Origin of the sequence: Caballeronia arvi (genome assembly GCF_001544695.2) — a bacterium.
Lineage (GTDB): Bacteria > Pseudomonadota > Gammaproteobacteria > Burkholderiales > Burkholderiaceae > Caballeronia > Caballeronia arvi.
The window spans coordinates 430545-457166 of the sequence record NZ_FCOM02000001.1 but is presented as its reverse complement, the minus strand read 5'-3'; the positions used below and the strand labels follow the sequence as shown (position 1 = coordinate 457166).

The following is a 26622-nucleotide window of genomic DNA, read 5'->3' as shown; positions in this document are numbered from 1 at the left end:
CGCGATGATCGACGTCGAACCGCTTCTCGCGCCGACCGAATCGATGCCGCCCGCGGGCATCGATCTGGAATACGACGGCGATTTCCTGGCGTTCGAAACGCTCGCGCGCGGTGACCCGGACCGCCAATTCCGCGGTCCTCCGGAACCGCCGCCGTGGGACGTCCTGCTGGAGCAGGGCGAGGCGCTGCTCGCGCGATCGAAGGATGTGCGCGTCGCGATCACATGGACGCGTGCGGCGTCGCACGTGCACGGGCTCGCGGGTTTCGTCGCGGGCGCGCGGCTTCTGGGCGGTCTTATCGAGCGATATTGGGACGGCCTTTATCCTTCGCTCGATCCCGGCGATGAGAACGACGCCGTGTTGCGCATCAACGCGCTCGCGCCGCTCGCCGATGCCTACACGCCGTTCGCCGAAGCCGAAACGCTGCTGCACGATCTGCGCGAGTGCGAAGTCTGCCGCGTGCATGGCGAGCGGCTGACGGTGCGCGACATGCTCGTCGCGCAAGGCCGGCTCGCGGCGCAGGAAGGCGCGGCGGCCGTGACGTTGCCGCGTGTCGAAGGCGTGCTCGCGGATGCAATCGCGCAAGAGCCCGGCCTTCTCGCTGATGGCATCGACTTGCAGACCGCTGTTCAGGCGCTCGCGGCGTGCGTGACGGACAAGCTCGGCGAGCAGCGCGTGCCGTCGATGAACGCGCTCACGATGACGGCGCGCCACGTCGCCGCGCAGTTTCGCGCGGTCGCGCCGGCGTCGGGCGAGGACCCGGCCGAAGTTGCGAAACCGGTCGATGATCCGCCGCCACATCGCGCGATTGCGCGTCCCGGCGAAATCGCGACGCGCGAAGATGCGCTCGCCGCGCTCGATGCCGTGTGCGCGTTTCTCGAGCGGACCGAGCCGACGAATCCCGCGCCGCTTTTGATTCGCCGCGCGCGCGGGCTGATGGGCAAGGACTTTCTCGCGGTGATGCAGGATCTCGCGCCCGACAGCCTCGCGCAGATTCATCTGATCGCGGGCACGCGGCCGGAGTGAGCGCTTGAAATTTCCGCTGCATTGTTCGTCTATCGGAGAGGAAAAGGAGCGTGCGATGAGCGGACGGGACTTTCTTCAACCTTTACCGATGCCACCGACGACCGCGATCGATGGCGTGCGCATCGGCGAGCTGATCGGATTCAGCGGCGACGGCGCGTGTCCGCTCGTCGTCTATCCGGGGCAGGGCGGTTCGGCGGCGCTGCCCGCCCGCACGATTCCGGACGTGCGCGGCGCGCATATCGGCTGCGAAGTGCTGTTGATGTTCGATGGCGGCGATCCGGCGCGGCCTGTGATCATCGGCTGCGTGCGGGCGGAGCGCGCGTGGCCGCTCGACGAAACGCCCGCGCAAGTTGAAGCCGATGCCGACGGCGCGCGCCTCGTCGTGACGGCGAAAGAGGAAATCGTCTTTCGATGCGGGCAGGCGAGCATCACGCTCACGAAGGCCGGCAAGGTCCTGATACGCGGGACGTACGTGTCGAGCCGCTCGACGGGCGTGAACCGCATCAAGGGCGGATCGGTGCAGCTCAATTGATCGTCGACGAAGATGGAACTGGTCAACGCCACCCGCATGATCGCGGGCTACACGATGGGCACGGAGCCGAGCGGGCGCGAGTCGCTCGTCGTGGTGGTCAAGGGCACGTTCCGGCTGCCCGCGCCGGGCGAAGCGGTGCGTCTCGCCGACGAGCAATTGCCGCTCGTCATGGCCGACACTTTCACCGGGCAGCCGGGTTTTTCCGCGCCGTATCACGAAGTGGACTTCGCGCCGCACAAGCCGCGCTGCGACGTGCTGTTGCTCGGCAGCGCGCACGCGCCGGGCGGAAGGCCCGCGACGCGCGTGCCGGTCGGCTTGCGCGTGGGCGGCATGACGAAGCAGTTCGCGGTGGTCGGCGATCGCGTGTGGCAGGCGGGCGCGGGGCGCATCGAGCCGAGCGCGCCGGTGCCGTTCGTGACGAAGCCGATTACTTACGATGTCGCGTTCGGCGGCGTCGATCAGGAGCACGAAGATCCGATGCAGCATGCTGCGTTCATGGCCAATCCGGTCGGGCGCGGGTTTCGCCGGCATTTGCGCCGCGATTGGGTCGACGGGCGTTGGCTGCCGAATACGGAAGAACTGAACCGGCCGGTGACGCGGCCCGACGAGGCGTATCGGCCGATGTCGTTCGGCGTGCTCGGGCGCGGCTGGGAGGCGCGGTATCGCTACGCGGGCACGTATGACGATGAGTGGATCGACAAGCACTTTCCGTTTCTGCCGCCGGATTTCGACGAGCGCTATTACCAGGCTGCGCCGGAGGATCAGCAGTTGCCGATGCCCGTCGGCGGCGCGGAAGTCACGCTGATCAATCTGACGGCGGACGGCAAGCGCAGTTTCACGTTGCCGGATTTCGAGGCGCCGGTGCTGGTGGTGCCGAAGCATGGTGAGCCGGAGGATTATCGGGCGGGCGTGGATACGATCGTGTTCGAACCGGAACTGGAACGGTTCACGATGAGCTGGCGGGTGCGAAGGCCGTTGAAGAAGAACATGTTCGAGATCGCGCGGGTGCTGGTGGGGAGGAAGGGGCGGGAGTGGTGGCAGCAGAAGGGCGTCGTTGCGTTTCCGATTCCGGTCATCATGGTGCCGATGGGCGCGAGCGAGGCGACATGATGAACGATCGGGCGATCGCCATTCTGAATACGGGGCTTGTGACGAGCGTGGGATTGTCCGCGCCGGCGTCGTGCGCGGCGATTCGGGCGAAGATCAGTAATCCGACGGAGACGCGGTTCATCGGTTCGGATGGCGAGTGGATCATGGCGCATCAAGTGCAGTTGCAGAAGCCGTGGAGGGGACGCACGAAGCTCACGAAGATGGCCGCCATGGCGATCAAGGAGTGCCTCGCGGGCCTGGAGCGAGACGAGTGGGCGCAAATCCCCCTACTGCTATGCGTGGCGGAAGGCGGCAGGCCAGGAAGAATCGACGGGCTGGACGATTTGCTGTTCGAAGAGATTGCGCAAGAGCTAAGCGCGGATTTTCACGCGGAGTCGGCCGTGTTCGCACACGGGCGGGTGAGCGCCGCCATCGCGCTGGAGCGCGCGCGGTCCATGCTGTCCGATAGTGTGCCCCGTGTGCTGATCGCAGCAGCAGACAGTCTGCTTGGCTGGCCGACCCTGAGTGTCTATCAGAGGCAGGGGCGCTTGCTAGGCGCCGAAAACTCGAACGGATTCATCGCTGGCGAGGGTGCCGGAGCGTTGCTGGTCGGCCTCGATAACGGCGAGGATCGGCCGCTGTGCATCGGCATTGGCTTCGGGACGGAGCGGGCCGCCATCGATTCGGACAAGCCGCTGCGTGGTGACGGCCTCACCTTCGCAATCAAAGCTGCGCTCACAGATGCCGGATGCGCACTGCACGAACTTGACTTCCGCGTGACGGATTTGTCCGGCGAGCAATACTACTTCAAGGAAGCGTCCATCGCGCTCAGCAGGTCGTTGCGCGCACACAAGGAGAGCCTTCCGCTGTGGCATCCCGCCGAATGCTGCGGAGAAGGCGGCGCGATCGCGGGTCCCGTGTGCGTGGCGGTCGCGGGGCGCGCCATGCCGACGGGATATGCGCCCGGCCCGGCTGCGTTGCTTCACTTCTCCGCCGACGACGGCGCGCGCGCTGCCCTGGTCATGAACGGCGGGCGGGCTCATGGCTGATCCCGTGTTCGCCAACTCGCAGCAGGTTTCCGGTAAGTCGATGAACGGAAAGTCGATCTGCGAGTTTCCCGACGTGTGCTTCACGCCGCCGCAAACACCGGCGACGCCGCCGGGCGTGCCGCTGCCGTATCCGAACACGGCGATGGCGAGCGACACCACCGACGGCTCGACTTCGGTCAAGATGGGCGGCGAGCAGATCATGCTGAAGAACCGCTCGTCATTCAAGCAGAGCACGGGCGACGAGGCGGGATCGGCGCCCAACAAGGGGATGATGACCGGCTCGAACCGCGGCAAGGCGTATTTCATCGCATGGTCGATGGACGTGCTGATCGAAGGCGAGAATGCGGTGCGGAACCTGGACCTGACGACGCACAACCATGCGTCGGTAGGCTCCACCGGAGCCGCTCCTGTTCCTCACGTCGCGGCTACGCAACTCAAGGCGTTCAAGGACTGCGACAAGGATGCGGACAAAGTCGACCAGGCCTGCGGCAAGGATGGCAAGCCGCCATGTCCCGGCACGCTGGCAACGTCGATCCGGACACGCTCCGGGCAGATAAAGAAGGCGTTCAAGCCCGCAACCAAGCAAAGTGCAGATAACTTCCGTCCGCAGAGCGAACAGGGCAGGGAGGCCACGAAAGTCGCGGAGTCCGACGACGGCGCTTGTACTCGTGCATTGCGATGTCTGCTGCGGCCCTACTCGAAAGGGGAAAACCCCGACGGCGTTTCACGCTGCTGCCCCGGACAGACGGGACATCACATTCCACCTTGGTCGACGACGAAGTCCATCGGCAACCCGCCATTCAGCCAGGGGGCGGCACTGTGCGTTTGTCTCGAAGGCTCGAACCACTCGGTTGGATCGCATGGCAAACATCACCACGGCATCAACTTCCTGCTGGAGCAGCTTTCTGAAGCGAAGAAGCTGTTTGTGAAGGCCAAGACCGGAGACACAACGACGTTTTCAGCGCCTATGGAGGAGCATGTCAAGGTCGCCGCGGCCGTAACGGAGGCGCAGAACGATTGCAAGAAGGAGTGCATCGAGCAGCAACTCCGGCAGAAGTTCGGTGAAGATGCACTGAAAAAAAACGCCACGCACGATGCCAGCCATACCGGCGGCCTGCAGCATGGACTGGTCGATTCGGCCGATAGGGCCGCGCTCAACTCCGCCGCCGGACTTCCTCCACCCGTCTGATAACTTACGCTTGACGGACAATCATGGACATGACCATCTGGCGGGCCCATAGCGCCTGCGCTTTCAGCAAGGAGCCGCAGCATTTGCTATGCGCTGTCGAACATATCGATACCGCGGAAGCGGGGCAGAACAACTCAGCCTTCTACATGTTTCATCAGGGCCATTGGTATGCCTACGCATTGTCTCCGGACTGGAGTGCAATTGCGCTGGCGGCAGTGGACGACTCTTCCGAAGGCCTATGGCTGGTCGTGGGCGTTAGCCCCGCTGGTGAGGTCTGGGAGATGCACCCGCTCCTCGTGCAGGAGACTTACTCGCGCATCCCGGATCAACTGGGCATCACCAACCTCGCGAGCATCGAAGGAAACATCTACGCCTGCGGCATGGGCCGCATCTCATTGCGTCGCGAAAAACGCGACCAATGGACTGAAATCAGCGCGCCTTGGCCGGACATCGACGAAGGCGTGATCGGATTCACCGCCATGGCCGGTCTCACGGCTTCGCTGGTCTACGCCGTCGGCTGGCAAGGCGAAATCTGGACGCGATCCGACGAGCGGTGGGATCGCGAAGTCACGCCCGGCAACGCGAATCTCAATGCCGTGGCCATCGCGCCGGACGGCACCGTGTACAGCGTAGGAGATCGCGGCGCGATGTTCAGAGGACGAAAAGGTGCCTGGGATGTCGTCGACACGGGCATCGGGCTGAATCTCATGGATGTCTGCGTTCACGCGGGCGATGTGTTCGCGTGCACGGATTTTTCCGTGTATCGCCTGACGAGCGACGGATTCGTCAACGATATTCCAGGCGACGCCCCCGACCGTCCCGCAACGTGCCTGAAGCTTGTGCCGACATCGACCGCGTTGTATTCGGTCGGACCGTCCGACGTATTTGTGCGTTCGGGCGGCGTGTGGTCGCGCATGGCTTGACCGGTGCTGCGATGAACGCGCGAACGGGCTCGATCCCCCCCATCCTCCACCAACACCTCGAAGACGCCGCCTGTCTCCGCAACACCCGCACGTATCTCGTCCGCGCGCCGCACGTCAAACTGAAACACCTCGCGCGTCTCGACGAACGCATCGCTGCGCACCTCGACGGCATCGCAGTTGCAGGCCGCATCGGTGCGCAGATGTCGATGCAGGCGCTCGAGCGCACAGGCAAAGGCGAGCTCTTCACCGCCGCGATCGGCTGCATCGAAGCGCGTTCCGAAAAGACGCTGCTGCAACTCATCGCGCTCGCGGAAGCCGTGCCCGCCGCGCGATCCGGCCTGCATTCCGCGTTCGGCTGGGTCTCCGCGAGCCATCTGCAAGACACCGTCGGCGGTTTGCTCGCCAGCGACGATCCCGCCGCGCAGCTCACCGGCCTCGCCGCCTGCGCGCAGCATCGCGTGGATCCGAAACGCTTTCTCGACACGGCCATCGCCTCGGAAACTCCCTCCGTGCGCGCCCGCGCGCTGCAATGCGCGGGCGAAACCGGCCGCGTCGATCTGCTCGCGTCCTGCATCGCGCATCTCGACGACGACGCCGCGTGCCGCCTGCGCGCCGCGCGATCCGCGCTGCTGCTCGGCGACCGGAACGCATCGCTCGACGTTCTGCGCGAACTCGCACCGATAGATGCCGCCAGCGCCTTGCCGCCAGCCGATGTCCGCGCGCTCCTTGAGACCATCGCTGCGAAGCCGGACAACAAGCGCCTCCTGATCCGCGCGATCGGTCACGCGGGCGATCCGCATTACATCGGCTGGCTGATCGGACTCATGTCGGACGACGTGTTCGCGCGCATCGCCGGCGAAAGCTTCAGCTCCATCACCGGCGCGGACCTCGCGTGGCTCGATCTGGATCGCAAGCCGCCCGAGCGTATTCCGGCCGGTCCGACCGACGACCCGAACGACGCCGACATCGCCATGGACGAAGACGACGGCGCGCCGTGGCCCGACGCCGACAAGATCGCGCACTGGTGGCAGACGAACGCGGCGCGCTTCGAAAGCGGCCGGCGCTATCTGTGCGGCGCGCCGCCGTCGAAGGCGCACTGCATCGACGTGCTGAAAGACGGTTATCAACGTCAGCGCATGGCCGCCGCGCGTCACCTTTGCCTGCTCGAACCGGGCACGGCGCTGTTCAACTGCGCGGCGCCCGCGTGGCGCCAGCAGCGCAATCTCGATGCGCTTTAAATCCACGCACGGCTGAATCGTCTTCAAAGCGTGGCTCACGCTCACGCGAAGGAGACGTCATGGCAACCAGCAGTCAGAAGTTCATCGGCCGCAATCGCGCGCCGCGCGTGCAAATCGAATACGACGTCGAGACCTACGGCAGCGAGAAGAAAATTCAGCTTCCGTTCGTGATGGGCGTCATGGCCGATCTCTCCGGCAAGCCCGCCGAAGCGCTGCCGCCCGTCGATCAGCGCAAGTTCCAGGAAATCGACATCGACAATTTCGACAGCCGCATGAAGGCGATGCATCCGCGCGTCGCGTTTCAGGTGCCCAACAAGCTGACGGGCGACGGCAATCTGAGCGTCGATATTACGTTCGAAACGATGGACGATTTCTCGCCCGCGGCCGTCGCGCGCAAGGTCGATGCGCTCGCGAAGCTGCTCGAAGCGCGCACGCAGCTCGCCAATCTCGTCATCTTCATGGACGGCAAGAACGGCGCCGAAGAACTGATCGCGCGCGTGCTCGACGATCCCGCGCTGCTCAAGACGCTCGCCACGGTCACGCCACCCGCCGCCGACGGTGCCGCCGCGCCCGCCGCCGCCGAATGAGTGCCGAAAAGGAAACGACCATGTCCGACATTCCGCAATCCTCATCGCCAGAATCCCAGTCCGCCATGCAAGGCGCGACGCTCGAAGGCGACGAGCTCTCCGCGCTTCTGAATCGCGAGTTCCGCCCGAAGAGCGACGAAGCCCGCACCGCCGTGCAGACGGCCGTGCAGACGCTCGCGCAGCAAGCGCTCTCGCAGACCCAGATCATTTCCGGCGACGCGATCCGCTCGATTCAGGCGATGATCGCCGAGATCGACGCCAAGCTCACCGAGCAGGTCAACGAAGTCATGCATCATCAGGACTTCCAGAAGCTTGAAGGTTCGTGGCGCGGGCTGCACTATCTCATCAACAACACCGAAACCGACGAGATGCTCAAGATTCGCGTGATGAACATCTCGAAGAAGGATCTCGGCAAGACGCTGAAGCGCTTCAAGGGCATCGCGTGGGACCAGAGCCCGCTCTTCAAGCAGATTTACGAGCACGAGTACGGCCAGCTGGGCGGCGAGCCGTTCGGCGCATTCGTCGGCGACTACTACTTCAATCAGACGCCGCCGGATGTCGAACTGCTCGGCGAGATGTCGAAGATCTCCGCCGCGGCGCACGCGCCGTTCATCGCGGCCGCCGATCCGAGCCTGTTGCAAATGGATTCGTGGCAGGAACTCGCTAATCCGCGCGATCTCACCAAAATATTCGGGACACCGGAATATGCGAGCTGGCGTTCGCTGCGCGCATCGGAAGATTCGCGCTACGTCGGGCTCGCGATGCCGCGCTTTCTCGCGCGCGTGCCGTACGGCGCGAAAACCGAGCCCGTCGATGAATTCGACTTCGAGGAAGACACCGGCTCCGCCGATCACACCAAGTACACGTGGGCGAACTCCGCGTATGCGATGGCCGTGAACATCAACCGCTCGTTCAAGCTCTATAGCTGGTGCTCGAGGATTCGCGGCGTGGAATCGGGCGGCGCGGTCGAAGGCCTGCCGGTGCACAGCTTTCCGACCGACGATGGCGGCGTCGACATGAAATGCCCCACCGAGATCGCCATTTCCGACCGGCGTGAAGCAGAACTCGCGAAGAACGGCTTCATGCCGCTGATTCATCGCAAGAACTCGGATTTTGCGGCGTTCATCGGCGCGCAGTCGCTGCAAAAGCCGTTCGAGTACGAAGACCCGGACGCCACCGCCAACGCAGCGCTCGCCGCGCGCCTGCCGTATCTGTTCGCGTGCAACCGCTTCGCGCACTATCTGAAGTGCATCGTGCGCGACAAGATCGGCACGTTCAAGGAACGCTCCGACATGGAGATCTGGTTGAACAAGTGGATTACCCAGTACGTCGATGGCGATCCGGCCAACTCGTCCGAGCACACCAAGGCGCAAAAGCCGCTCGCCGCCGCCGAAGTCAAGGTGCAGGAAGTGCCGGGCGCGCCGGGCTATTACACGTCGCAATTCTTTCTGCGTCCGCACTATCAACTGGAAGGCCTGACGGTGTCGCTTCGGCTCGTGTCGCGGTTGCCGTCGGCGAAGCAGGCGGCCTGAAGTTCCTTTATCGACGACGATGCCCGCGACGCTTCAGGTTCCGGGCATTAGGGTCTGTTCACATATAAAACATCCATGCGAACGCCCGAAATCGGCCGTCCCCAAGGGGATTACCTTCGGGGCACAGTGCAAGGAGCGCTGCGCGCCGTTTGCCGCCCCCAAACGAGCGACGTGCGACGCCGCACTGTGGCCGATTTCGGGCATTCCCCTGGATTAAATTTTCTAGTCAGGAGTTGCCCCGTAAAGGGCCGCTCGCGGCGTCATGCTCCTTGCGAATACCGACGTATTAGCTTCGTCGCATTCCTTGCGATCGGCCCTTTACGGGTCTAACGCTTCGCTCGCATTGCGCGAGCGTGCGGGTTAATACGTCTACAGGCTGCAAATCCTGTCCCAGCACAACCACGCGCTGGACTTCGCAGAATAGACAGAACCCCGTACATCGGATTCTACGGTAGCGTGAAAATTTGTCGATTTCGATGCCTGTCTATTGGTATTCGGTTGCGTGTTTCCGCAGCCTTCGTATGCTGATCTCTCACCGATCCGGTGAGCATTCCCATGCAGGAGCCGAGATAGATGCTAAAAATCATGCATAACGAAGCAAATAGCGGAGGCTGCCTATGATGCGCCGAATTGCCGTCGTCGGAGACAAGCTCGATAACGACGGAGAGGTTTGCTCTTACGAAGGACCGCAATTTCTCGTTCACGGGCATCAGGCCGCGCTAATAGGCGGTGCGGCTTACTGCCCCGTCTGTAAAACGATCGGATACATCGCCAAGGATGGCGGGCCGCGTCGTATGAATTTCTTCATGAGCGAGATTGCAGCGCATGACGACGTAGTCGTGTGCGGTTGCTCAGAGCATCCGCGCATCTTCGCCACGCTTGCTGGAGAAGCTTGGTACGACGACATGGCCGAGAGCCTTGGAGTCATCAAGTCGCAAAGTGCAGCCAATTCGGGCAACTCAGCGGCAACCACAGAGCCTGCCAAACAGGCGGGCAGTGAGGGCAAGCATACGAGTTGGTTCTATGTGCAGGACAGCGTGACTGGGGAGCCGCTACGGAATCAAGATTATGTTGCGCGCGTAGCGAGTGTCGAACAAAGCGGTAAAACGGACGCAAACGGCTACGCAAAAATTGAAACAGATGGGGTGAGTACCGTCGATATGCACGTCACTTTCTCGGCACCCAAACGCCAACTTAATCCCGGAAGAGCAGCCATAAGCATATGGACATGGATTACAAGATCGAACATTGGACGTCGAGTTGTTCGGCCGTGGGAAGTCGTAAGGATGATGCTATAACCATCTCTGTGAATAATCGTGCCGCGACTCGGCAGGCGATTATTAATGCTCTGTCAAGAAAGGGCTACAAGCTGATTGAGCGATCGGATTGGCACGCAAAGCCGCCGAGAGGAGCCTTGCGGGAAAGTCAGTGGGATTACAGGGATATCGTCCTGCACCACGCCGGTCGCAGTTATTCCTGTGGCGCGCCTTCCATTGATGAAATGCAGCGCCTGCAAGCAGAGGACATGGGCAGAAGCCCGCCATTTGATGATGCGGGATACCACTATGCGATTTCATGCCAAGGTGAGATTTATGAGGCTCGTGATATCAGATTTATCGGCGAGCACATAGATAAAGGCAACACGGGGAAAATCGGGGTCGTTTTCTTGTCGGATTTTGTTCAGGCGGGCGAGGCATACGAGCAAGAATATAAAGGGCTGTCCTTCTTCGATAAAGTAAAAAATCTGAAGGACATTGCAACTGATCAAGTTGTCATGCGTCACGACAAGCCAACTCCGCCTCAAATAAGAGCGGTAGAAATCCTCTGTGAAACCTTGAAGGAATTTTTTAATATCACCTACTTAGGTGGACACAGAGAGTATCAGCGGTTGAGTAGCGGCAGAGGACGAGCTTGTCCAGGTAAACTCGGCATGGAGATTGTGCAATTGCTTCGTACCCGACTTGCACTACATTCTCCGGGGAAGTGAAATAGATAACCCGATGGAATCGTTCAGTATGTAAAGGCGCGAGCCGAGGCGCGATTGGAGCATTTCACAGCGCTTCTGCCGCGATGTGCCAACGGAGGCCGGTATCGCGCCGGCTTCCTTTTCGACATACTCAAACCAACGCCAATCGCCATCAACAGTCCAATCTAGACGAACCGGATCACTCCATATATCCCCACGCTCCGTAGAGAAGTAGTTCTCTTCAATATAGTTGAACCAGTCTTCAGTACATGGCGTGGCAGACGGAGGTGAACGGATATGTGTCGTAATTATGAGATAGCCGAGCAAGAGAGCTACCGTCATTCCGAACCATGCCCTATATCGAAGTTGCACGTTACTATTTCCAAAGTAAATCGACGGCAGTACTGTAGCATGACAATTTGAGTTAATTCGGAGTACATGGCACTCGTAGCATCGCGCGCGTTACATGCCGGACTCGTGAGCGAAACCGTGAGCTACGACCGAGAAAGCCATGACGATTCTCATGGCTGCGTCCATCAGGCGCCGTTCAAATGCGCCGCCCACGCTTCCATCAGCGGGCGGCGCTGCTCAAGCAAGCCGGTTCGGTGATAGCCCGCTTCGACCCCTTCACGGGGCAACGCCTGCACGTTTTATATGTGAACAGACCCTAGCATCACAGTAGTCTGCGATGCATCACCGATCCACACAGCGCTCGCCGTGAAGTTGTCGTGATTCGGGCGCGCGGCTTCGCGCAGTTGCGACACCATCAGATCGAGCCATTCGGCGGGCGTTCGCGCGCGCCCGATAGCATCGATCATCATGGATTCGTCGAGATATTCCCAGAAGCCGTCGGTGCACAGGAGAAAGGCGTCGCCATCGGCGATGGCGAACGGTTCGTCCGATGCCGCGATCGACAGATCGTCCGCCGTGCCGAGCGCCGAGAACAAGACGTTGCGGCGCGGATGATGACGCACGTCGCGGGAATCGAGCAGATTCGCGTCGATCATGCTCTGCACGAGGCTGTGATCCTGCGTCTGCACGACGGTCGCGCCGCGCCGGAAACAGTAAAGGCGCGTGTCGCCGCAATGCGCCCACGCCGCGACGCCCGCCGCTTCGTCGATGCCGAGCAGCACGGCCGTCGAGCGCATCTGCGCGAGCTCGCGATCGTGTTCCTGCGCATCGATGATGGCGTCGTTGGCGCGCAAGAGCACGCGCAGCAGATTCGGCCCGGTCAGCGCGACGCCCGCCAGCGCGACGCGCGTGAGTTCCGCGAGCACAGTATCGACGGCGATGCGCGACGCCGCATCGCCGCCGCCGTGACCGCCCGCGCCATCGGCGACGACGCTCGCAAAAAGCGCCGCGTGCCGCCATTGCCCGAGCGCGTCCTCGTTGCGCGACCGGCCGCCCACTTCGCTCACGCTCGCGGTTTGCAGTTGCATGTCGTGTCTCTCGTTACGAGCGTTCGCGCCGTTTCAGCTCGTCGATCTGCGCCTCGTAAGCGGCGACGAACGCGCGGCCGAACAGCGTGTGGAAATCCTCGGTGGCTTCGCGCGAAAGCTGCCCGTACATCTCGATGAACAAGTCCCAGCAGCGCGCGCGGCGGGAGAGGCCGGGCAGGAAGCCGTCAAGCAAGGAGCGTCCGGACAGGCGCGTCTCGATGCGCTGCGGCTCGAAGCGCTCGAACACGCCGTCGAGCGCGGCGCGCATGCCCGCGACCATGCCGACCTGATGCGCGCGCAAGTCGGCGTAGGCGTCCCCGAACGCGACGGCGGGCGCCATGAAACCGCGCATTTGCGGATTGAGCAGATGCATGAGCGCCGCTTCCACGTTCGGCGAAAACTTGAGCGGATTGTTGTCCGATGCCTCGATCATCGTCGCGCCGGTGCGCATCTCGCGCTTGAGCGCGGCGCGCGCGGCGAGCAGTTCGAGCGTGCCGCGCGAAGCCTCGCGCAAGACTTCACCGATGAGCTGCATCAGCGCCGGCGTGAGCGCCTCGATGCGCACGCCGTGCGTGTTCAGGCCGCGCAGGAAAGCATCGACGAGCGCGCGGTCATCGGCGGGCGCTGTCGGCGAAGGCGCGGGCTTCGGCGTCGGAGCCGATTGCGGACGCGGCGGCGTGAACGCACTGTGCAGTTCCGAACCCGCGTCGGAGCGCGTCGCGGGTGACGCGGCGGGGCGCGCGGCGCCGGTGAGACTCGCGAACGGATCGGCATCGTGGGCCGTGTTCGGCTGCGTCAGCGGTGCGATCAGTGGATCAACGAGCGAATCCGGTTCCAAAGAAGCCGACGCGCCCGGCGCGAGATCGAACAATTCGTCGATGGAGCGTCTGGACGCCGGATCGTCGAAGCCGAAGTCGAAGTCTTCGGTACGGACTGGAGCACGCTGGTGCGCAGGCTTCGGCGCGGCCAGGATGTCGTCGGCTTCGAAATCGTCTTGCGGCTTCGAAGCGGCGGGCGCTTCATCGAACAAACCGGAGAACGGATCGTCGTCGGACGAGGCCTTGTTTGCGCTGACCGTATCGTCGGCGGCGTCCACATAGGCGCGCAGCTGATAACCGCCGATCTGCACTTCGTCGCCGTGCGCGAGCGTCACTTCCTGACCGGGATCGAGCGGCGCGCCGTTGACGAGCGCCGGGTTGCTGCCGCGATCGATCAGGAGATAACACCCGTCGCGCCACACGATCTGCACGTGCAGCCGCGACACGGTGCGCTCGGCGTCGTCGAGCACGAGCCGGTTCGACACCGCGCGTCCGATCGTGCCGCCATCGGTATCGAAAGTCGCCGTCAGCGGCACGCGCGGCGGCTGTCCGTTGTGAAGCGTCACCGTGAGCGTGAGCATGGTTCAGTCGAACGCGTAGACGAATTCGCCCGCGCTCGCCGACAGCCGGATGCGCGCGAGCGCGCCGCCTTCGGTGAGACGCGTCAGATATTCCGTCGATATGCGCGGCAGCACGGTGTTCGTGAGCAGCGCGTCGATCACGCGTCCGCCCGATTCGCTCTCCGTGCAGCGCGAGACGATGAGCCGCACGGCGTCGTCGTCGTAATCGAACGGAATGCCGTGATTGTCCGCGACGCGCCGCCGGATGCGCTCGAGTTGCAGGCGCACGATGGCGGCCATCATCGCGTCGGAGAGCGGGTAGTACGGCACCGTGACGAGGCGGCCGAGCAGCGCGGCGGGAAACACGTCGAGCAGCGGCCGGCGCAACGCGCGCGCGAGTTCGTCGGGCGCGGGCGCGCTGGCGGCATCGCGGCACATCGACATGATGATGTCCGAGCCGACATTCGACGTCAGCAGGATGATCGTGTTCTTGAAGTCGATATAGCGGCCTTCGCCGTCTTCCATCCAGCCCTTGTCGAAGACCTGAAAGAAGATTTCGTGCACGTCCGGATGCGCTTTCTCGACTTCATCGAGCAGTACGACGCTGTAGGGGCGGCGGCGCACGGCTTCGGTCAGGATGCCGCCTTCGCCGTAACCGACATAACCGGGCGGCGCGCCCTTCAGCGTCGAGACGGTGTGCGCTTCCTGAAACTCGCTCATGTTGATGGTGATGACGTTCTGCTCGCCGCCGTAAAGTGTTTCGGCGAGCGCGAGCGCGGTTTCCGTCTTGCCGACGCCCGATGTGCCCGCGAGCAGGAACACGCCGATCGGCTTGTCGGGATTGTCGAGCCGCGCGCGCGACGTCTGGATGCGCTTCGCGATCATCTCGAGCGCGTGGCGCTGGCCGATCACGCGTCGATCGAGCGCGTCGGCGAGATGCAGCACGGTGTCGAGCTCGTTTTTCAGCATCCGGCCGACGGGAATGCCCGTCCAGTCCGCGACGACGCCCGCGATCACGCCCGCATCGACGCTCGGCAGAATCAGCGGCGCGTCGCCTTGCAACGCGGCGAGACCCGCTTTCAGTTCGGCGAGGCGCGCGAGGCGTTCATCGCGCGATGGCGTATCGACGGCTTCGCCTGCTTCGCGCAGCGACGCGCGCAAGCTCAGCAATTCGTCGACCACGCCTTTCTCTTCGTTCCAGCGCGCCTCCAGCCCGCCGAGCGCATCGTGTTCACGGGCGAGCGCGGCGGCGACATCGTCCGCGCGCGTGCCGGTATCGACGCCCGCATTCGCTTCCCGCGCGACGATCTGCGCTTCCACGTCGAGCGCTTCGATGCGGCGGCGGCAGTCGTCGACCTGCGCGGGCGTCGCGTGCTGGCTGACGGCGACGCGCGCGCATGCGGTGTCCAGCAACGACACGGCCTTGTCGGGCAACTGCCGCGCCGGAATATAGCGATGCGACAGCCGCACGGCCGCCTCGATCGCCTCGTCGAGCAACTGCACGCGATGATGCCCTTCGAGCACCGCCGCGACGCCGCGCAGCATGCGCACGGCCTTGCCTTCGTCCGGTTCCTGCACCTGCACGACCTGGAAGCGCCGCGTGAGCGCCGGGTCTTTTTCGATGTGCCGCTTGTATTCGGCCCACGTCGTGGCGCCGATCGTGCGCAGATCGCCGCGCGCGAGCGCCGGTTTCAGCAGATTGGCTGCGTCGCCGGTGCCCGCCGCGCCGCCCGCGCCGACGAGCGTATGCACTTCGTCGATGAACAGAATCACCGGCTTCGGGCTCGCCTGCACTTCCTCGACGACCTGCCGCAGACGCTGCTCGAACTCGCCTTTCATGCTCGCGCCCGCCTGCAGGAGCCCGAGATCGAGCGACAGCAGCGCGACTTCGCGCAAGGGCGGCGGCACGTCGCCGCGCACGAGACGCTGCGCGAAGCCTTCGACGACCGCCGTCTTGCCGACGCCCGCTTCGCCCGTCAGAAGCGGATTGTTCTGCCGCCGCCGCATCAGAATGTCGATGAGCTGGCGGATTTCGTCGTCGCGGCCAGTGACGGGATCGAGCGCGTTCCTGCGCGCTTTATCAGTGAGATCGGTTGCGTATTTGCGCAGCGCATCCTGACCGCCGAGCGCTGCGGGCGCGGGTTCCGGATCGGCCGCGGCTTGCGGTGCGGCCTCCGTTTCCTCGACCGAATCCGCGACGATACGCGCGAAGTTGTCCGACAGGTCTTCCGGCTTGATGCGCTCGAACTGCTTCGATATGCCGATCAGCACATGCCGCAGCCGCTGCGTCTTCAGCATGCCGACGAGCAGATGGCCGGTGCGCACTTTCGTCGCGCCGAACAGCAGCGTGCCGTAGACCCAGCCGCGCTCGATGGCATCGCCGATGTGCTCGGATATATCCGAGATCGATGTCGCGCCGCGCGGCAGGCGATCGAGCGACGCGGTCAGTTCGCGCGCGAGCGCGGCCGCATCGACGCCGTAATGCGCGACGATGCGCTGCCAGTCGGAGTTCGGCGTCTCCAGAATCAGCATGATCCAGTGCGCGAGCTCGACATAGGGATTGCCGCGCATCTTGCAGTAGACCGTCGCGCTTTCGACGGTCTTGTAGCCGAGCCTGTCCAGCTTGCCGAACAGCGCGACACGACTGATTTCCGCCATCGCGTTTTCTCCTTAGGAGCCTCCATCCGATAAGACGGCGCAGCGGCGGGGATTTTGCAAGGCGGCGTGCTGGTTATCGACAATGCGCGTCGGCGTCGAGCGCGAGATCGGCGCAATCGGCGTGTCGCGCGGCGAGACCGAGCCACGCCGAAAGCCCGAGCCTTCCGTAGCGGCCGATCTGCGCGGTCGGCACGTCGTCGGCGGCGAGCACGAGTTGCGCGTCCCACGCGAGCTCGCCGTTCAGATGCTGCCGAACCACGGCGACGAGCGTCGGCAGCGCGTCGCCGCCCGGCAGCAGCGATTCGAACTGCGCGAGCGACAGCGGCCCGATCGCGAGCCGGAACGCGTGCTGACGATCCCACACGGCGCGGCCGAGCACGGCGCCGCGTCCGAGTTGCGCGAGGCTCGGCGCATGAGCGGACGCATCGCCCGAAAAGCGCGCCGATCGATGACGCAGCGCGGTGCGTTCATCGCGTTGCAGCGTCATCCAGTGCCCGCGATACGGCTCGACGCGCACCGGCACGCGCAACAGCGCGCCCGCGATGGCTTCAAGCGCGTCGGCGGGGCGCGTCTGCATGTTCAGCAGGCCGGCGAAATGCAGCTTCGCGTGATCCGAAACCGCATCGCGATGACGGCTCGCTTCATCCGCGATGCCGATCAGTGCGCCCGCGTAGAACGCGAAGCGATCGTCGTCCGGACGATCCAGCCCGTTGACCGGCCGCCCCTGCGCCCACACGCGATAAAACAGCAGCAGCAAACGATGCAGCAGCGCATCGAGCAGCCGCGCGAACGCCGTGTCGCCGTGATGCAGCGCGCGTTCGCGGGCGAAATCCGTCAGATGCAGCGGCAGCGGGCCATTCGGGCCGAGATAGCCGAAAAAGCGCTGTTCGAGACGCGGCGCGCGGGCGTCGGGATCGCGGTCGAGCGCGGCGAGCGGCGCGGGCGCGAAGGCGAGCGAGACGTCTTGCGCGAGTCGAATCGGCTCGTCGGCGGGACGCGCGCCGCAGCCCAGACGCGGCAAGTGAGGCGTCAGCGCCTCGACGTGACGCATCACGCAATAGAAATCGTGCCGATGCGGCTCAGCGGCGACTGCGTCGAACAGATCGACGAGCGCACGCGCAGGCTCGGGCAGCGCCGCCGCGCTCAGAAGATCGCTCTCGTGCCGCATCGCGGTGACAGCCGCAGGATTTCGCCGCGCGCGCTGGTGCGCAGCACGGTCTGCACGAACGCGTTGATCGACACGTAGCGCGCGAAGAAGCGGTCGAGCACGCTGCCGAACAGCCACGCGCTGCCGCCCTGAAAGGCGAGATCGTCGACGAGTACGTCGATCAGCAGGCCGCGCCCGAACGCGATCGGGCCGGGCATCGGCAGACGGCGCACGACGCCTTGCGCATCGACGGACACGACGCCCGCGACCTGCGCCTTGCCGGCCTGATCGGCGTCCGGAACGTGCAACATCAGCAGCGCGCGCAACGCGGCGGCGGCTTCGCGCGGGCCGTTACCCATCGACAAATAATGCAGCGACAACTGATCGATCAGCCGCCAGCTTCGCGCCGCATCGAGGTTCGCGGGCGCGGGCCGCGACGGGCCGCTCACGCACCGGACGTGGCTCACGGGCGCGGCGATGTCGAGCGAGAAATCGTTGCCCGTCGCGCTCGGCGGCATCATCAGCGGCAAATCGCGGTTGGTGCAGAGCGTCGCGAACGTCAGTTGCCGCAGCGAGCCGCGATACGGCGCGGCGGTCGGATCGACGATCGACACATACGTCTCGCTGCCGATGTATTCGGTGCGCGCGCCGCTCTTGCGCCGCCCGGCGGGCACGACGCGCGGCTCGCGCTCGGTCGTGAAATACGCGGCGTCGCGGGGCCGGTCCGACAGAAAATCCGCGTAGAACGGATGAAAAATCTGCTCGGTGTCGTCGCTCGCGCCATAGCCCGACACGGCGGTCACCGAATGCACTTCGAAGTCGAGCGGATGCGTGCGATCCGGCACGACATGAAAGCGCGCGGCGGCTTCCGTCACCAGCGCGCGGTCGGCGCGTTTCGGGAAGAGATTGATCGCGGGCACGCAGTCGAGCAGCACGTTGCTCGTCGTGACGACGCGCTCCAGCGACGCATCGCCGTTGGCGAGCAGGAACGTCAGCTCGATTTCGCGCGACACGAACGACGACAGGACATCCGCGAGACCGGCGACGCGCGCGAAGCGAAAGCGCTCGGGCAGCGCGAAATATTCGTGCAGCAGCCGATAACCCTGAAACGCGTTCGGCGTGACGGGCAACAGCGCTTCGCGATCGCTGAAACCCGCGGGCCCGACGGCATCGCCGGGCAACGCGGCGAGCGCGCGGCTCGGCCGCTCGGGCGTCGACACGACGACGGCGAGTGTGCCCGCCATCACGAGTTCGTACAGACGATACGCGGTCTCGTCGGCGCCCGCGAAATAGACGTTCAGCGCGTCGAGACGCAATGCGTCGAACGACAAACCTTCGGGCGTCGAAAGACGGATGCGCAGCGCACCCTTCACGCGATGCGCGAGCGCCTGCGTCGCGGGCAGCGCGGCGAGCGGCAAGTCCTGCATCTGCGCGACATAGCGCGCTTCGGCGAGTTCGATCGGCCAGAGCGTGAGATCGGCGCCGGTGCGGAATTCGCACGGCGTCGTGTGCGCGCTCGCCGCCGTCCGGCCGATGAGCGCCGTGCCGCGCGGCACCGTGAAGCCTTCGGCGAGATTCGGATTCGCGAGATCGGGCGCGAGCTGCGCGATCAGCATCGACGGCGTCGGACAGGCGGCCTGCGGCAACACGACGTGCGTGAGTTGCTGCGTGAAGCGCGGAAACTCCTCCTCGATCTTCAACTGCACGCGCGCGGCAAGAAACGCCGTGCCTTCGAGCAGGCGTTCGACATACGGATCGGCGACATCGATGCCGCTCATGCCGAGGCGCGCCGCAATCTTCGGAAACTGCTGCGCGAATTCCGCGCCCATTTCCCGCAGATGCGCGAGCTCGGTGTTGTAGTGACGCAGAAGGCGCGGGTCCATGAGCGTGATCGTCGTCAGCGGGGCAGTTCCATCACGGTGATGCCGCCTTCTTCCAGATCGATTTCCGTGCGCAGCGCGAATTCCAGCGGCACCGGCTGCGCCCACAACAGGCCGCGAATCACGAGCGCGATCTGGTTGTGCATGTCGAGCACGGAGCGGTCGAGCACGGGCTCGATTTCCAGCGTCGACGGATCGATGCGCGGCTCGAAACGCTCGATCGCCTGGCGGATCGCCTGTTCGAGCAAGACCGTGTCGATCGTCGATGCGAAGCGCCCCGACAGGCACGGCAAGCCGTAATTGAGCACCGACGCGAACGCGTGCGGAAAGCCGTCCTCCGAAATCGCGCCGCCGAGATTCGTCGTGTTGAAGAGCCACGAGACGTCGCGCAGCACGGCCGCGCGCAACCCGCGATGCGTCATGAAGCGCTCGCCGGCGGGATCGGTGCGCGCGGCGGGATCGTCGTCGATCAGGCGATCGAGCAGCGTGGGCTGGAGGCGGTCGGCGGCGCTGGGCTCGTTCATCGGCTCGTGGTTTCGGCCAGGTCGCGCGGCTAGGTCACGCGGCGCGTGGAAACATCGAGCGCGAACGTCACGTCCGCGCCGCGGCTGCCGGTTTCGGTCTGCGGCGCGCAGGTCATCGTGATTTGCTGCGCCGACAGCTCGAACACCTCGCACGGCCGCGCAAAGCGCGCGCTCGTGTAGATGTGATAGTTGCGGATATAGGCTTGCTCCAGCTTCATCGACAGATATTCGATCTGCACGCCGTGATCCGTGCCCGCTGACTTGAAGCAGCGGATGTGCGCGAGCGCGAGCAATTCCGCCTGCGCGCACAGCCGCGCGAGCACGGGCGACGCCGAATCCACCGATTTGATGACGCCGAGCGCCGTCACGCGCATGTCGTTGGCGTTGAGCGCAGCGGCGAGCGGCGCGGCGTCGTAGCCTTGCGCCCAGCGCCAGCCGTGGATCTGCATCGGCGTGTCCCAGTCGCCGCGCTTTTTCGCTTCGCCCTTGACCGGCGTGTTGCTGCGCTTGGGCACGACATGCAGAAACATGTCGTCGGATTCGGCGAGCGCGAGCAGATCGAACTGGCGCAGGGCGTCGATCGTGAGAATGCTTTCCGGGTGCGGCTCGCGCAGTTCTTGGCTTGGCATCGTGCTGATCCGTTGTACGGCGTATCGCAGATAAGACGGTGCGCGCTGCGCGATTTTGAAGTTCAAAAACCGGCGGCACGATTCGTTTAACCAGTGGATTGCATGCGCGTGGCGCAACGCCACGCATCGCATGGCAACGAATGCCGATCACGACGGAGGATCACATGGCTACGACCGACTGCTATCTGAAGATCGATGGAATCGACGGCGAGTCGAAGCACAAGGGGGCGGAAGGACAGATCGAGGTGATGAGCTTCACTTGGGGCGTGACGAACGCCAGCAATCCGATGACGGGTAGCGGCAGCGGCATCGGCAAGGCGTGTCCGGGTGTCTTCCAGTTCGTGCATCAATACGACAAGTCCGCGCCCACGCTCAAGAAGAACTGCGCGAGCGGCAAGCACATGGCAAGCGCGAAGCTCACCGTCAGCAAGGCGGGCGAAGGGCAGAAGGAATTCCTCACCGTCACGATGAAGCAGGTCACCGTCACGCAGGTGGCGCTGAAATGCGTGCCGAACGGGCATCCTGAGCAGACCGTCGATCTGAGTTACGCGGACATCGAATTCGAGTACAAGCCGCAGGACGACAAGGGTGCGCTGGGCGGCGCCGTGAAGTTCGGCTGGGACGTGCGCAGCACGGAAGTGCGCTGATCGGAACGACGGTGCGCCAATGGCCAACGATGCCGCCGCGCAAAGCCCGCTCGTCAGCGTCGATACGCCGCTCGGCGACGATCTGCGCATCCTGGGCGTGCGCGCGAGCGCGGAGCTCGGGCGCATGCCACGCGTCGAACTGACGCTCGTGTCGAAGCGCGCGGACCTCGACTTCGGCCGCATTCTGGGCAAGCACGTCAAAGTCTCGCTCAGCGTGCCGAAGGCGAAGCCGCGCGTGTTCGGCGGCTACGTGGTCGGCTTTCGGCAGACGGGCATGCGCGGACGGCTGCATGTCTACGAAGCGGTGGTGCGGCCGTGGCTGTGGCTGCTCGCGCGGCGCACGAACTGCCGCATCTTTCAGAACAAGACGGTCGAAGAGATCGTGAAGGCCGTGTTCGCCGATCCGGTCTACAAAGGTCTCGAATTCGGCGAAATCAAGTGGAAGGCGAGCACGCGCGCGCATCCGCCGCGTGAGTACTGCGTGCAGTATCGCGAATCGGATTTCAACTTCGTGAGCCGTCTGATCGAAGACGAAGGCATCTACTACTGGTTTCAGGACAAGGACGGCAAGGAATCGCTGATCCTGACCGACACGCTCGCCGCGCACGAAAGCGTCGCGGGTTGCGAATCGCTGCCGTATGGCGCGGTGATGGCCGCCGCGCCCGATATCGAATATGTGAGCGAGTGGCGCACGCATCACGCGATCGAAACGCGCAACTGGCTGCTCACCGATTACGACTTCAAGCATCCGTCGCGGCCGCTGCAAAAGCAGGCGATGAAGCACATGCAGGGCTTCGACGCGTTTTCCGGGCTGGAACATTTCGATTATCCCGGCGGCTATGTCGAAGCCGATCACGGCGAGAGCCGCGCGAAAGCACGCGCGGAAGAGTGGCGCGTGGAAGGCAGCGTGCCCGACGATCCCGACATCAACTGGCATCAGGTCGAAGCGCGCACCAACAGCCGCAGCGTGCGCGCGGGCGCGCTCATCAAGCTGACGCGGCATCCGCGCGCGGATCAGAACGCGCAGTATCTCGTCACGCGCACGCGTTATGAGATCGAGCTTGCCGATTACGAAGCCTTCGACGGCGCGCAGGCGAATCGCTGCGAATGCTGGTTTTCCGCGATCGACGCGAAGCAGGCCTTCGCGCCCGCACGCAGCGCGCGCAAGCCGTTCGTGCAGGGGCCGCAGACGGCGGTCGTCGTAGGCCCCGGCGGCGACGAAATCTACACGGATCAATACGGCCGCGTGAAAGTGCAGTTCTTCTGGGACCGCCAGGGCAAGCGCGACGAAAACAGTTCGTGCTGGATTCGCGTGTCGCAGCCATGGGCGGGCAAGGGCTGGGGCGCGGTCGCGATTCCGCGCATGGGCCAGGAAGTGATCGTCGATTTTCTGGAAGGCGATCCCGACCGGCCGATCATCACGGGCCGCGTGTACAACGCCGAGCAGATGCCGCCGTACGACTTGCCGGCGAACATGACGCAATCGGGCATCAAGAGCCGGTCGAGCAAGGGCGGCAGCGGCGCGAACTGCAACGAGCTGCGCTTCGAGGACAAGAAGGGCGCGGAGCAGGTGCTGATTCACGCGGAAAAAAATCAGGATATCGAAGTCGAGAACGACGAGACGCATTGGGTCGGGCGCGATCGGAAGAAGAATATCGATCACGACGAGACGACCGTCGTCAAACATGACCGCACGGAAACGGTCGGGAACAACGAGAAGATCGAAGTGGTCGTCAATCGCGACGAGAAAGTCGGCAACAACGAGACGATCGCGATCGTCGCGAATCGCACGGAAACGGTCGGCGGGCACGAGAACATTACGATCGACAAGACGCGCACGATCCTCGTCAAGATGATGGAAACCGCGAGCGTGCTGTTGCAGCGGACGCATCTGGTGGGCCTCAACGAGACGATCACGGTCGGTCTCGCGCAGGAAATCGCGATCGGCGCGTATCAACTGGTGAAGATCGTCGCGTATCAGAAAGTGAGCGTGGGCGCGGATCAGACCATCGACGTCACCGGAAATCAGAAGACCACCGTCGGCGGCGATCAGACGCTCGGCGTCACCGGCGCGCAAACCGTGACCGTCGGCAAGGACATGGGCGAGACGATCGACGGCGCGCAATCGAGCACGGTCAAGAAGGCGCGCACGACATCGATCACCGAAGACGATACTTTGACGGTTGGCAAGAATCTCAAGGTCAGCGCGGCCGACTCGATCTCGCTCGTCACCGGCGATGCGAGCATCACGATGAAGAAAGACGGCACGATTCAGATCAAGGGCAAGGACATCACGGTCACGGGCAGCGGCAAGATCAACGTCAAAGCCGACAGCGACATCGTGATGAAGGGTTCGAAGATCCTGCAGAACTGAGCTCAGATCACGTCGCTCAGCGACTTGATCCATCCCGCGATGACGATGAAGCCGAGCGCGGCCATCGCGATCTTCCGCGACACCGATAAACCCGCGTATGCGTCCGACACTTTGCGCAACTTCCCGGCGAGCGCGCCGATCATCGAAGCGGGAAGCGCGGCCATCGACGCGACGCAGAGATAGAGCAGCACCGACGTCATGCTGGACTCGAACGTCGATTGCGCGTTCAGATCGATGGTCACCAGTCCGCCGACGCTCATCACCGCGCCCGCGACCGAACCGGCGCACAAGCCGTAGAGCGCGTTGAACGCGCCGCGCCGCGACGCCGCGATCAGCGCCGCCAGCGCCGCCGTCAGCGCGATCGCCATGACGAGCGCGAAGCCGCTGTCGCCCGCGCGGTGCGCGACGCGCAGCAGCACGGCAAACGTCGCGTAAATCGCGTCTTCGATGTCGCGCGGCAGGAATCGGCGAAACCGCAGCAATTCGATCCAGAGACAGAACGCCAGCCCGGCGATGACGCCCGTCGACAGCGCGCGGCTCGCGCAAAAATCCGCAAGACGCAACGATAAATCGGCGCGCGGTGCGTCGTCGAGAAAGACCCACGCGGACGGCGCACGATCGCGGCGCGCGCGGCGAAACCATCGCGACGACCACGGAAAGAGCCATGCCCCGAACGCGGCGATGACCATCGGCGGCGCGATCATCACGAGCGACGTGTAGAACGTCTGATGCGGCCCGAGCGTCACGATCGACGTCGACGCGAACGTGCCCCACGCGAACATGCCCGCGACGCCCGCGACGGATACCGCGCGCGTCAGCCTGAGCACGAAAAGCGGCGAGCGGTTCGTCACGGCGACGCCGGTCCATGCGGCCGCCGAACGCGCGATCCAGTCGCAGATCAGCCAGCATCCGATGGCCGCGAGCACGAGCGCGATCGCGTGGACTTCGACGAGCGTGATGACGTTATCGGCGGACATGCGCGGCTGCGTCGCGCCGCCCCAGAGCAGTCCCGCGCCGAGCAGCATCTGATTCGCGAAGTAGCCGAGCGCGAAGAGGGCGCCCGCCGCCGCCGTGCCTTTCACCGGATCGCGGCCGTTCAGCACGGCCGCGTACGCGCCGCGCCAGATGCCGGTGGCGAGCGCGCCGATCGCAAAGATCATGACGACGAGCGGCGTCACGACCGACGCGATAATCGTCACGCGCAAGACCGCCGCTTGCGGATCGCCGGGCACGAGACCGAGCACGAGACCGTTCATCGTTTCGATGACGACGCCCGCGCCGAATCCGATGCCGAGCGCGTCCCACTTGCCGAGGCGAAAGAGCGGCGTGGTATCGGCGAGCGCGGCGCGACGTGCATCGCCGCGCGGATGCAGGCTCAGAAACGCACGCGGTCCGTGCGGCGCGGCCGCGCTCGTGCGCGCGAGCGCGCGATCGACGTGAACGGGCGAGCCGTCCCATTGCGACGCCTGCACGTCGGCGAAAAACTCGCGCACGCGCAGCACCGACGCGCCCGAAAGGAGCACGAGCGCGCTCCACACCACGGTTTTCGCGAGCAGCAGAACGGTGTCGTGCAACGCGAGCCCGCTGAACAGATTGACGCCGAGCAAGGGAACGACACTGACGATGACGAACGCGAGACACGCGGCGATCGTCATGAAGGTTTTGTCGATGTCGCGATTCCGGATGTGCGCCAGTTCGTGAAGGACGATCGCGCGAAACGCGGCGCGATCGGCGTAGAAGTAGTTCGCGACGAACGCCCCGGAGAGCGCGACGTAATACGCGCGGCGGCGTCCGAAGGTCACCGGCAGGCCGGTCGCGAGCGGATTCCAGACAAAGGCGGGCGGCGGGCTGAGCCGCGCTTCGTCGCAGAGGGCGATGAGGGCATCGAAGAGACCGGGCGGATCGTCCCTCGCGACGGGCACGAGCCGTTGCGACTTCAGCTTCCACGCGGGAAAGCACCAGTAGGCGATGCCGGCGACCGCGAGCGTCGCGACGATTCCCGCGATTTTCCACGCCGTTTGCGGTCTGAGCAGCGCCATGCAGTGCGCGAATTGCGGCGCAAACTGCCCGCGCAGCTCGGATGCGGACAGCACATCCTGCGTGAGCAGGCGTGGATCGAAAACGCCCGCGAATACGTCCGACGAGCACGCGGCCAGCGTTTCGGTCGCTTCGACGTGGAGGCTTTCCCAGAAGTGTCCGTAGAACTGGATGCTCACGCATACGATCAGCACGATCAGCAGATCGAACCGCAACGCGATATCGGACGGAAACGGCAACGGATTCAGCCGCGGGCGGCGCGTGTCCGAAGCGACGGATTGCAGCACGATGCGCTCACTTCTTCGGCAGGACGAATTGCGCGACGACGGCGTCGGCGAGGCGCTGCGTCTGAGCGTGATCGAGACGCAGGCGCTTGCCGGCCGCGATCACATGGCGATGGACTTCGCCCAGTTGTTCCGTGTTGAGCGCAGGCGCGGCGTCGGGTCTGGTTTCGGATTCGCCGCGCCGGAACATCTTCCTGACGAGCGCCGACACTTCTTCGCCGACGGCGGTTTCCGTCGCCTTGAGCGCGATGCCGCCGAGCATCGGCATGATTTCCGACACGACCTGAAGCACGAGCGGCGTGAACAGGATCGAGAAGGCGTCGGCGCCGAAGCCGAGCGCGGCGTCGCGATTCTTCGATGCCTTCATCGCGGCGGCCGGATCGGCGAACCAGGCCGCGCTCGCCGCCGTGAAAAGAGGCAATTCCTGCGGCGCGATTTGCGTCAGGACGTGGCGTGAGATTTCCCGGATCAGATCGTGTTCGGCGGCTGGGTCCAT

Annotated in this window: 22 protein-coding genes; 13 read left to right on the top strand and 9 right to left on the bottom strand. The window is 64.4% G+C overall.

The genetic code is table 11. The features are described 5' to 3' along the window. Positions 1–4 precede the first annotated feature (4 nt). The 11 genes from tssA to AWB74_RS01985 all read left to right on the top strand — a co-directional run bounded on the left by tssA (position 5) and on the right by AWB74_RS01985 (position 11150). Positions 5–1024 (top strand): type VI secretion system protein TssA, encoded by a 1020-nt coding sequence (gene tssA / locus AWB74_RS02035; RefSeq protein WP_061145065.1) that lies wholly within the window; start codon positions 5–7, stop codon positions 1022–1024. 55 nt (positions 1025–1079) lie between these two features. Further along, entirely contained in the window at positions 1080–1556 is a 477-nt protein-coding gene (locus AWB74_RS02030) for a DUF6484 domain-containing protein (RefSeq protein ID WP_061145064.1), read from the top strand. Between the two features lie 12 nt (positions 1557–1568). Further along, positions 1569–2666, top strand: a complete 1098-nt coding sequence (locus AWB74_RS02025) for a DUF2169 family type VI secretion system accessory protein (protein ID WP_061145063.1) — start codon at positions 1569–1571, stop codon at positions 2664–2666. Continuing rightward, a complete protein-coding gene (locus tag AWB74_RS02020; RefSeq protein ID WP_235024455.1) occupies positions 2663–3694 on the top strand; it encodes a hypothetical protein in 1032 nt (343 codons plus the stop codon). Before AWB74_RS02025 ends, AWB74_RS02020 begins: the two co-directional genes overlap by 4 nt. After that, complete coding sequence (locus tag AWB74_RS02015; RefSeq protein ID WP_061145062.1) at positions 3687–4883, top strand: PAAR-like domain-containing protein; 1197 nt, start codon at positions 3687–3689, stop codon at positions 4881–4883. The genes AWB74_RS02020 and AWB74_RS02015 overlap by 8 nt, the downstream gene beginning before the upstream one ends. 23 nt (positions 4884–4906) lie before the next feature. Beyond that, entirely contained in the window at positions 4907–5806 is a 900-nt protein-coding gene (locus tag AWB74_RS02010; protein ID WP_143749134.1) for a hypothetical protein, read from the top strand. Positions 5807–5817: 11 nt separating this feature from the next. Continuing rightward, positions 5818–7044, top strand: a complete 1227-nt coding sequence (locus AWB74_RS02005) for a TIGR02270 family protein (RefSeq protein ID WP_061145277.1) — start codon at positions 5818–5820, stop codon at positions 7042–7044. Between the two features lie 59 nt (positions 7045–7103). After that, positions 7104–7631 (top strand): type VI secretion system contractile sheath small subunit, encoded by a 528-nt coding sequence (tssB, locus tag AWB74_RS02000; RefSeq protein WP_061127752.1) that lies wholly within the window; start codon positions 7104–7106, stop codon positions 7629–7631. Positions 7632–7696: 65 nt separating this feature from the next. Beyond that, entirely contained in the window at positions 7697–9163 is a 1467-nt protein-coding gene (tssC, locus tag AWB74_RS01995) for a type VI secretion system contractile sheath large subunit (RefSeq protein WP_407642388.1), read from the top strand. Positions 9164–9780: 617 nt separating this feature from the next. Then, a complete protein-coding gene (locus tag AWB74_RS01990; RefSeq protein ID WP_087038743.1) occupies positions 9781–10461 on the top strand; it encodes a PAAR domain-containing protein in 681 nt (226 codons plus the stop codon). Further along, positions 10392–11150 carry a peptidoglycan recognition protein family protein gene (locus AWB74_RS01985; protein ID WP_061145275.1) on the top strand — a complete coding sequence of 253 codons (759 nt, stop codon included), beginning with the start codon at positions 10392–10394 and terminating at the stop codon, positions 11148–11150. Before AWB74_RS01990 ends, AWB74_RS01985 begins: the two co-directional genes overlap by 70 nt. 629 nt (positions 11151–11779) lie before the next feature. Here AWB74_RS01985 and AWB74_RS01980 read toward each other — a convergent pair. From AWB74_RS01980 to AWB74_RS01950, 7 genes are all read right to left on the bottom strand, one after another. Next, positions 11780–12568 carry a PP2C family protein-serine/threonine phosphatase gene (locus AWB74_RS01980; RefSeq protein ID WP_061145060.1) on the bottom strand — a complete coding sequence of 263 codons (789 nt, stop codon included), beginning with the start codon at positions 12566–12568 and terminating at the stop codon, positions 11780–11782. A gap of 13 nt (positions 12569–12581) precedes the next feature. Continuing rightward, complete coding sequence (gene tagH, locus AWB74_RS01975) at positions 12582–13967, bottom strand: type VI secretion system-associated FHA domain protein TagH (protein ID WP_061145059.1); 1386 nt, start codon at positions 13965–13967, stop codon at positions 12582–12584. 3 nt (positions 13968–13970) lie between these two features. Beyond that, entirely contained in the window at positions 13971–16604 is a 2634-nt protein-coding gene (gene tssH / locus AWB74_RS01970; RefSeq protein WP_061145058.1) for a type VI secretion system ATPase TssH, read from the bottom strand. A gap of 73 nt (positions 16605–16677) precedes the next feature. After that, a complete protein-coding gene (gene tssG, locus AWB74_RS01965) occupies positions 16678–17772 on the bottom strand; it encodes a type VI secretion system baseplate subunit TssG (RefSeq protein WP_061145057.1) in 1095 nt (364 codons plus the stop codon). Further along, complete coding sequence (gene tssF, locus AWB74_RS01960; protein ID WP_061145056.1) at positions 17748–19634, bottom strand: type VI secretion system baseplate subunit TssF; 1887 nt, start codon at positions 19632–19634, stop codon at positions 17748–17750. The genes tssG and tssF overlap by 25 nt, the downstream gene beginning before the upstream one ends. A gap of 14 nt (positions 19635–19648) precedes the next feature. Continuing rightward, the gene (tssE, locus tag AWB74_RS01955; RefSeq protein ID WP_061145055.1) at positions 19649–20155 is read right to left on the bottom strand and encodes a type VI secretion system baseplate subunit TssE; all 507 of its coding nucleotides are present in this window, start codon (positions 20153–20155) and stop codon (positions 19649–19651) included. A gap of 29 nt (positions 20156–20184) precedes the next feature. Continuing rightward, on the bottom strand, positions 20185–20784 hold the full coding sequence (locus tag AWB74_RS01950) for a type VI secretion system tube protein Hcp (RefSeq protein WP_087038795.1): 600 nt from the start codon (positions 20782–20784) through the stop codon (positions 20185–20187). A 164-nt stretch (positions 20785–20948) separates the two neighbouring features. On the opposite strand from AWB74_RS01950, the gene AWB74_RS01945 reads away from it, so the two are divergent. Together AWB74_RS01945 and AWB74_RS01940 are read left to right on the top strand one after the other, a co-directional pair. Beyond that, positions 20949–21431: an Hcp family type VI secretion system effector gene (locus tag AWB74_RS01945; protein ID WP_061145273.1), complete on the top strand. Its 483-nt coding sequence runs from the start codon at positions 20949–20951 to the stop codon at positions 21429–21431. Positions 21432–21450: 19 nt separating this feature from the next. Next, entirely contained in the window at positions 21451–23805 is a 2355-nt protein-coding gene (locus AWB74_RS01940; RefSeq protein ID WP_061145054.1) for a type VI secretion system Vgr family protein, read from the top strand. Between the two features lie 2 nt (positions 23806–23807). On the opposite strand, the gene AWB74_RS01935 is transcribed toward AWB74_RS01940, so the two are convergent. Then, complete coding sequence (locus AWB74_RS01935) at positions 23808–26129, bottom strand: M48 family metalloprotease (RefSeq protein WP_061145053.1); 2322 nt, start codon at positions 26127–26129, stop codon at positions 23808–23810. A gap of 7 nt (positions 26130–26136) precedes the next feature. Then, entirely contained in the window at positions 26137–26622 is a 486-nt protein-coding gene (locus AWB74_RS01930; protein WP_061145052.1) for a hypothetical protein, read from the bottom strand.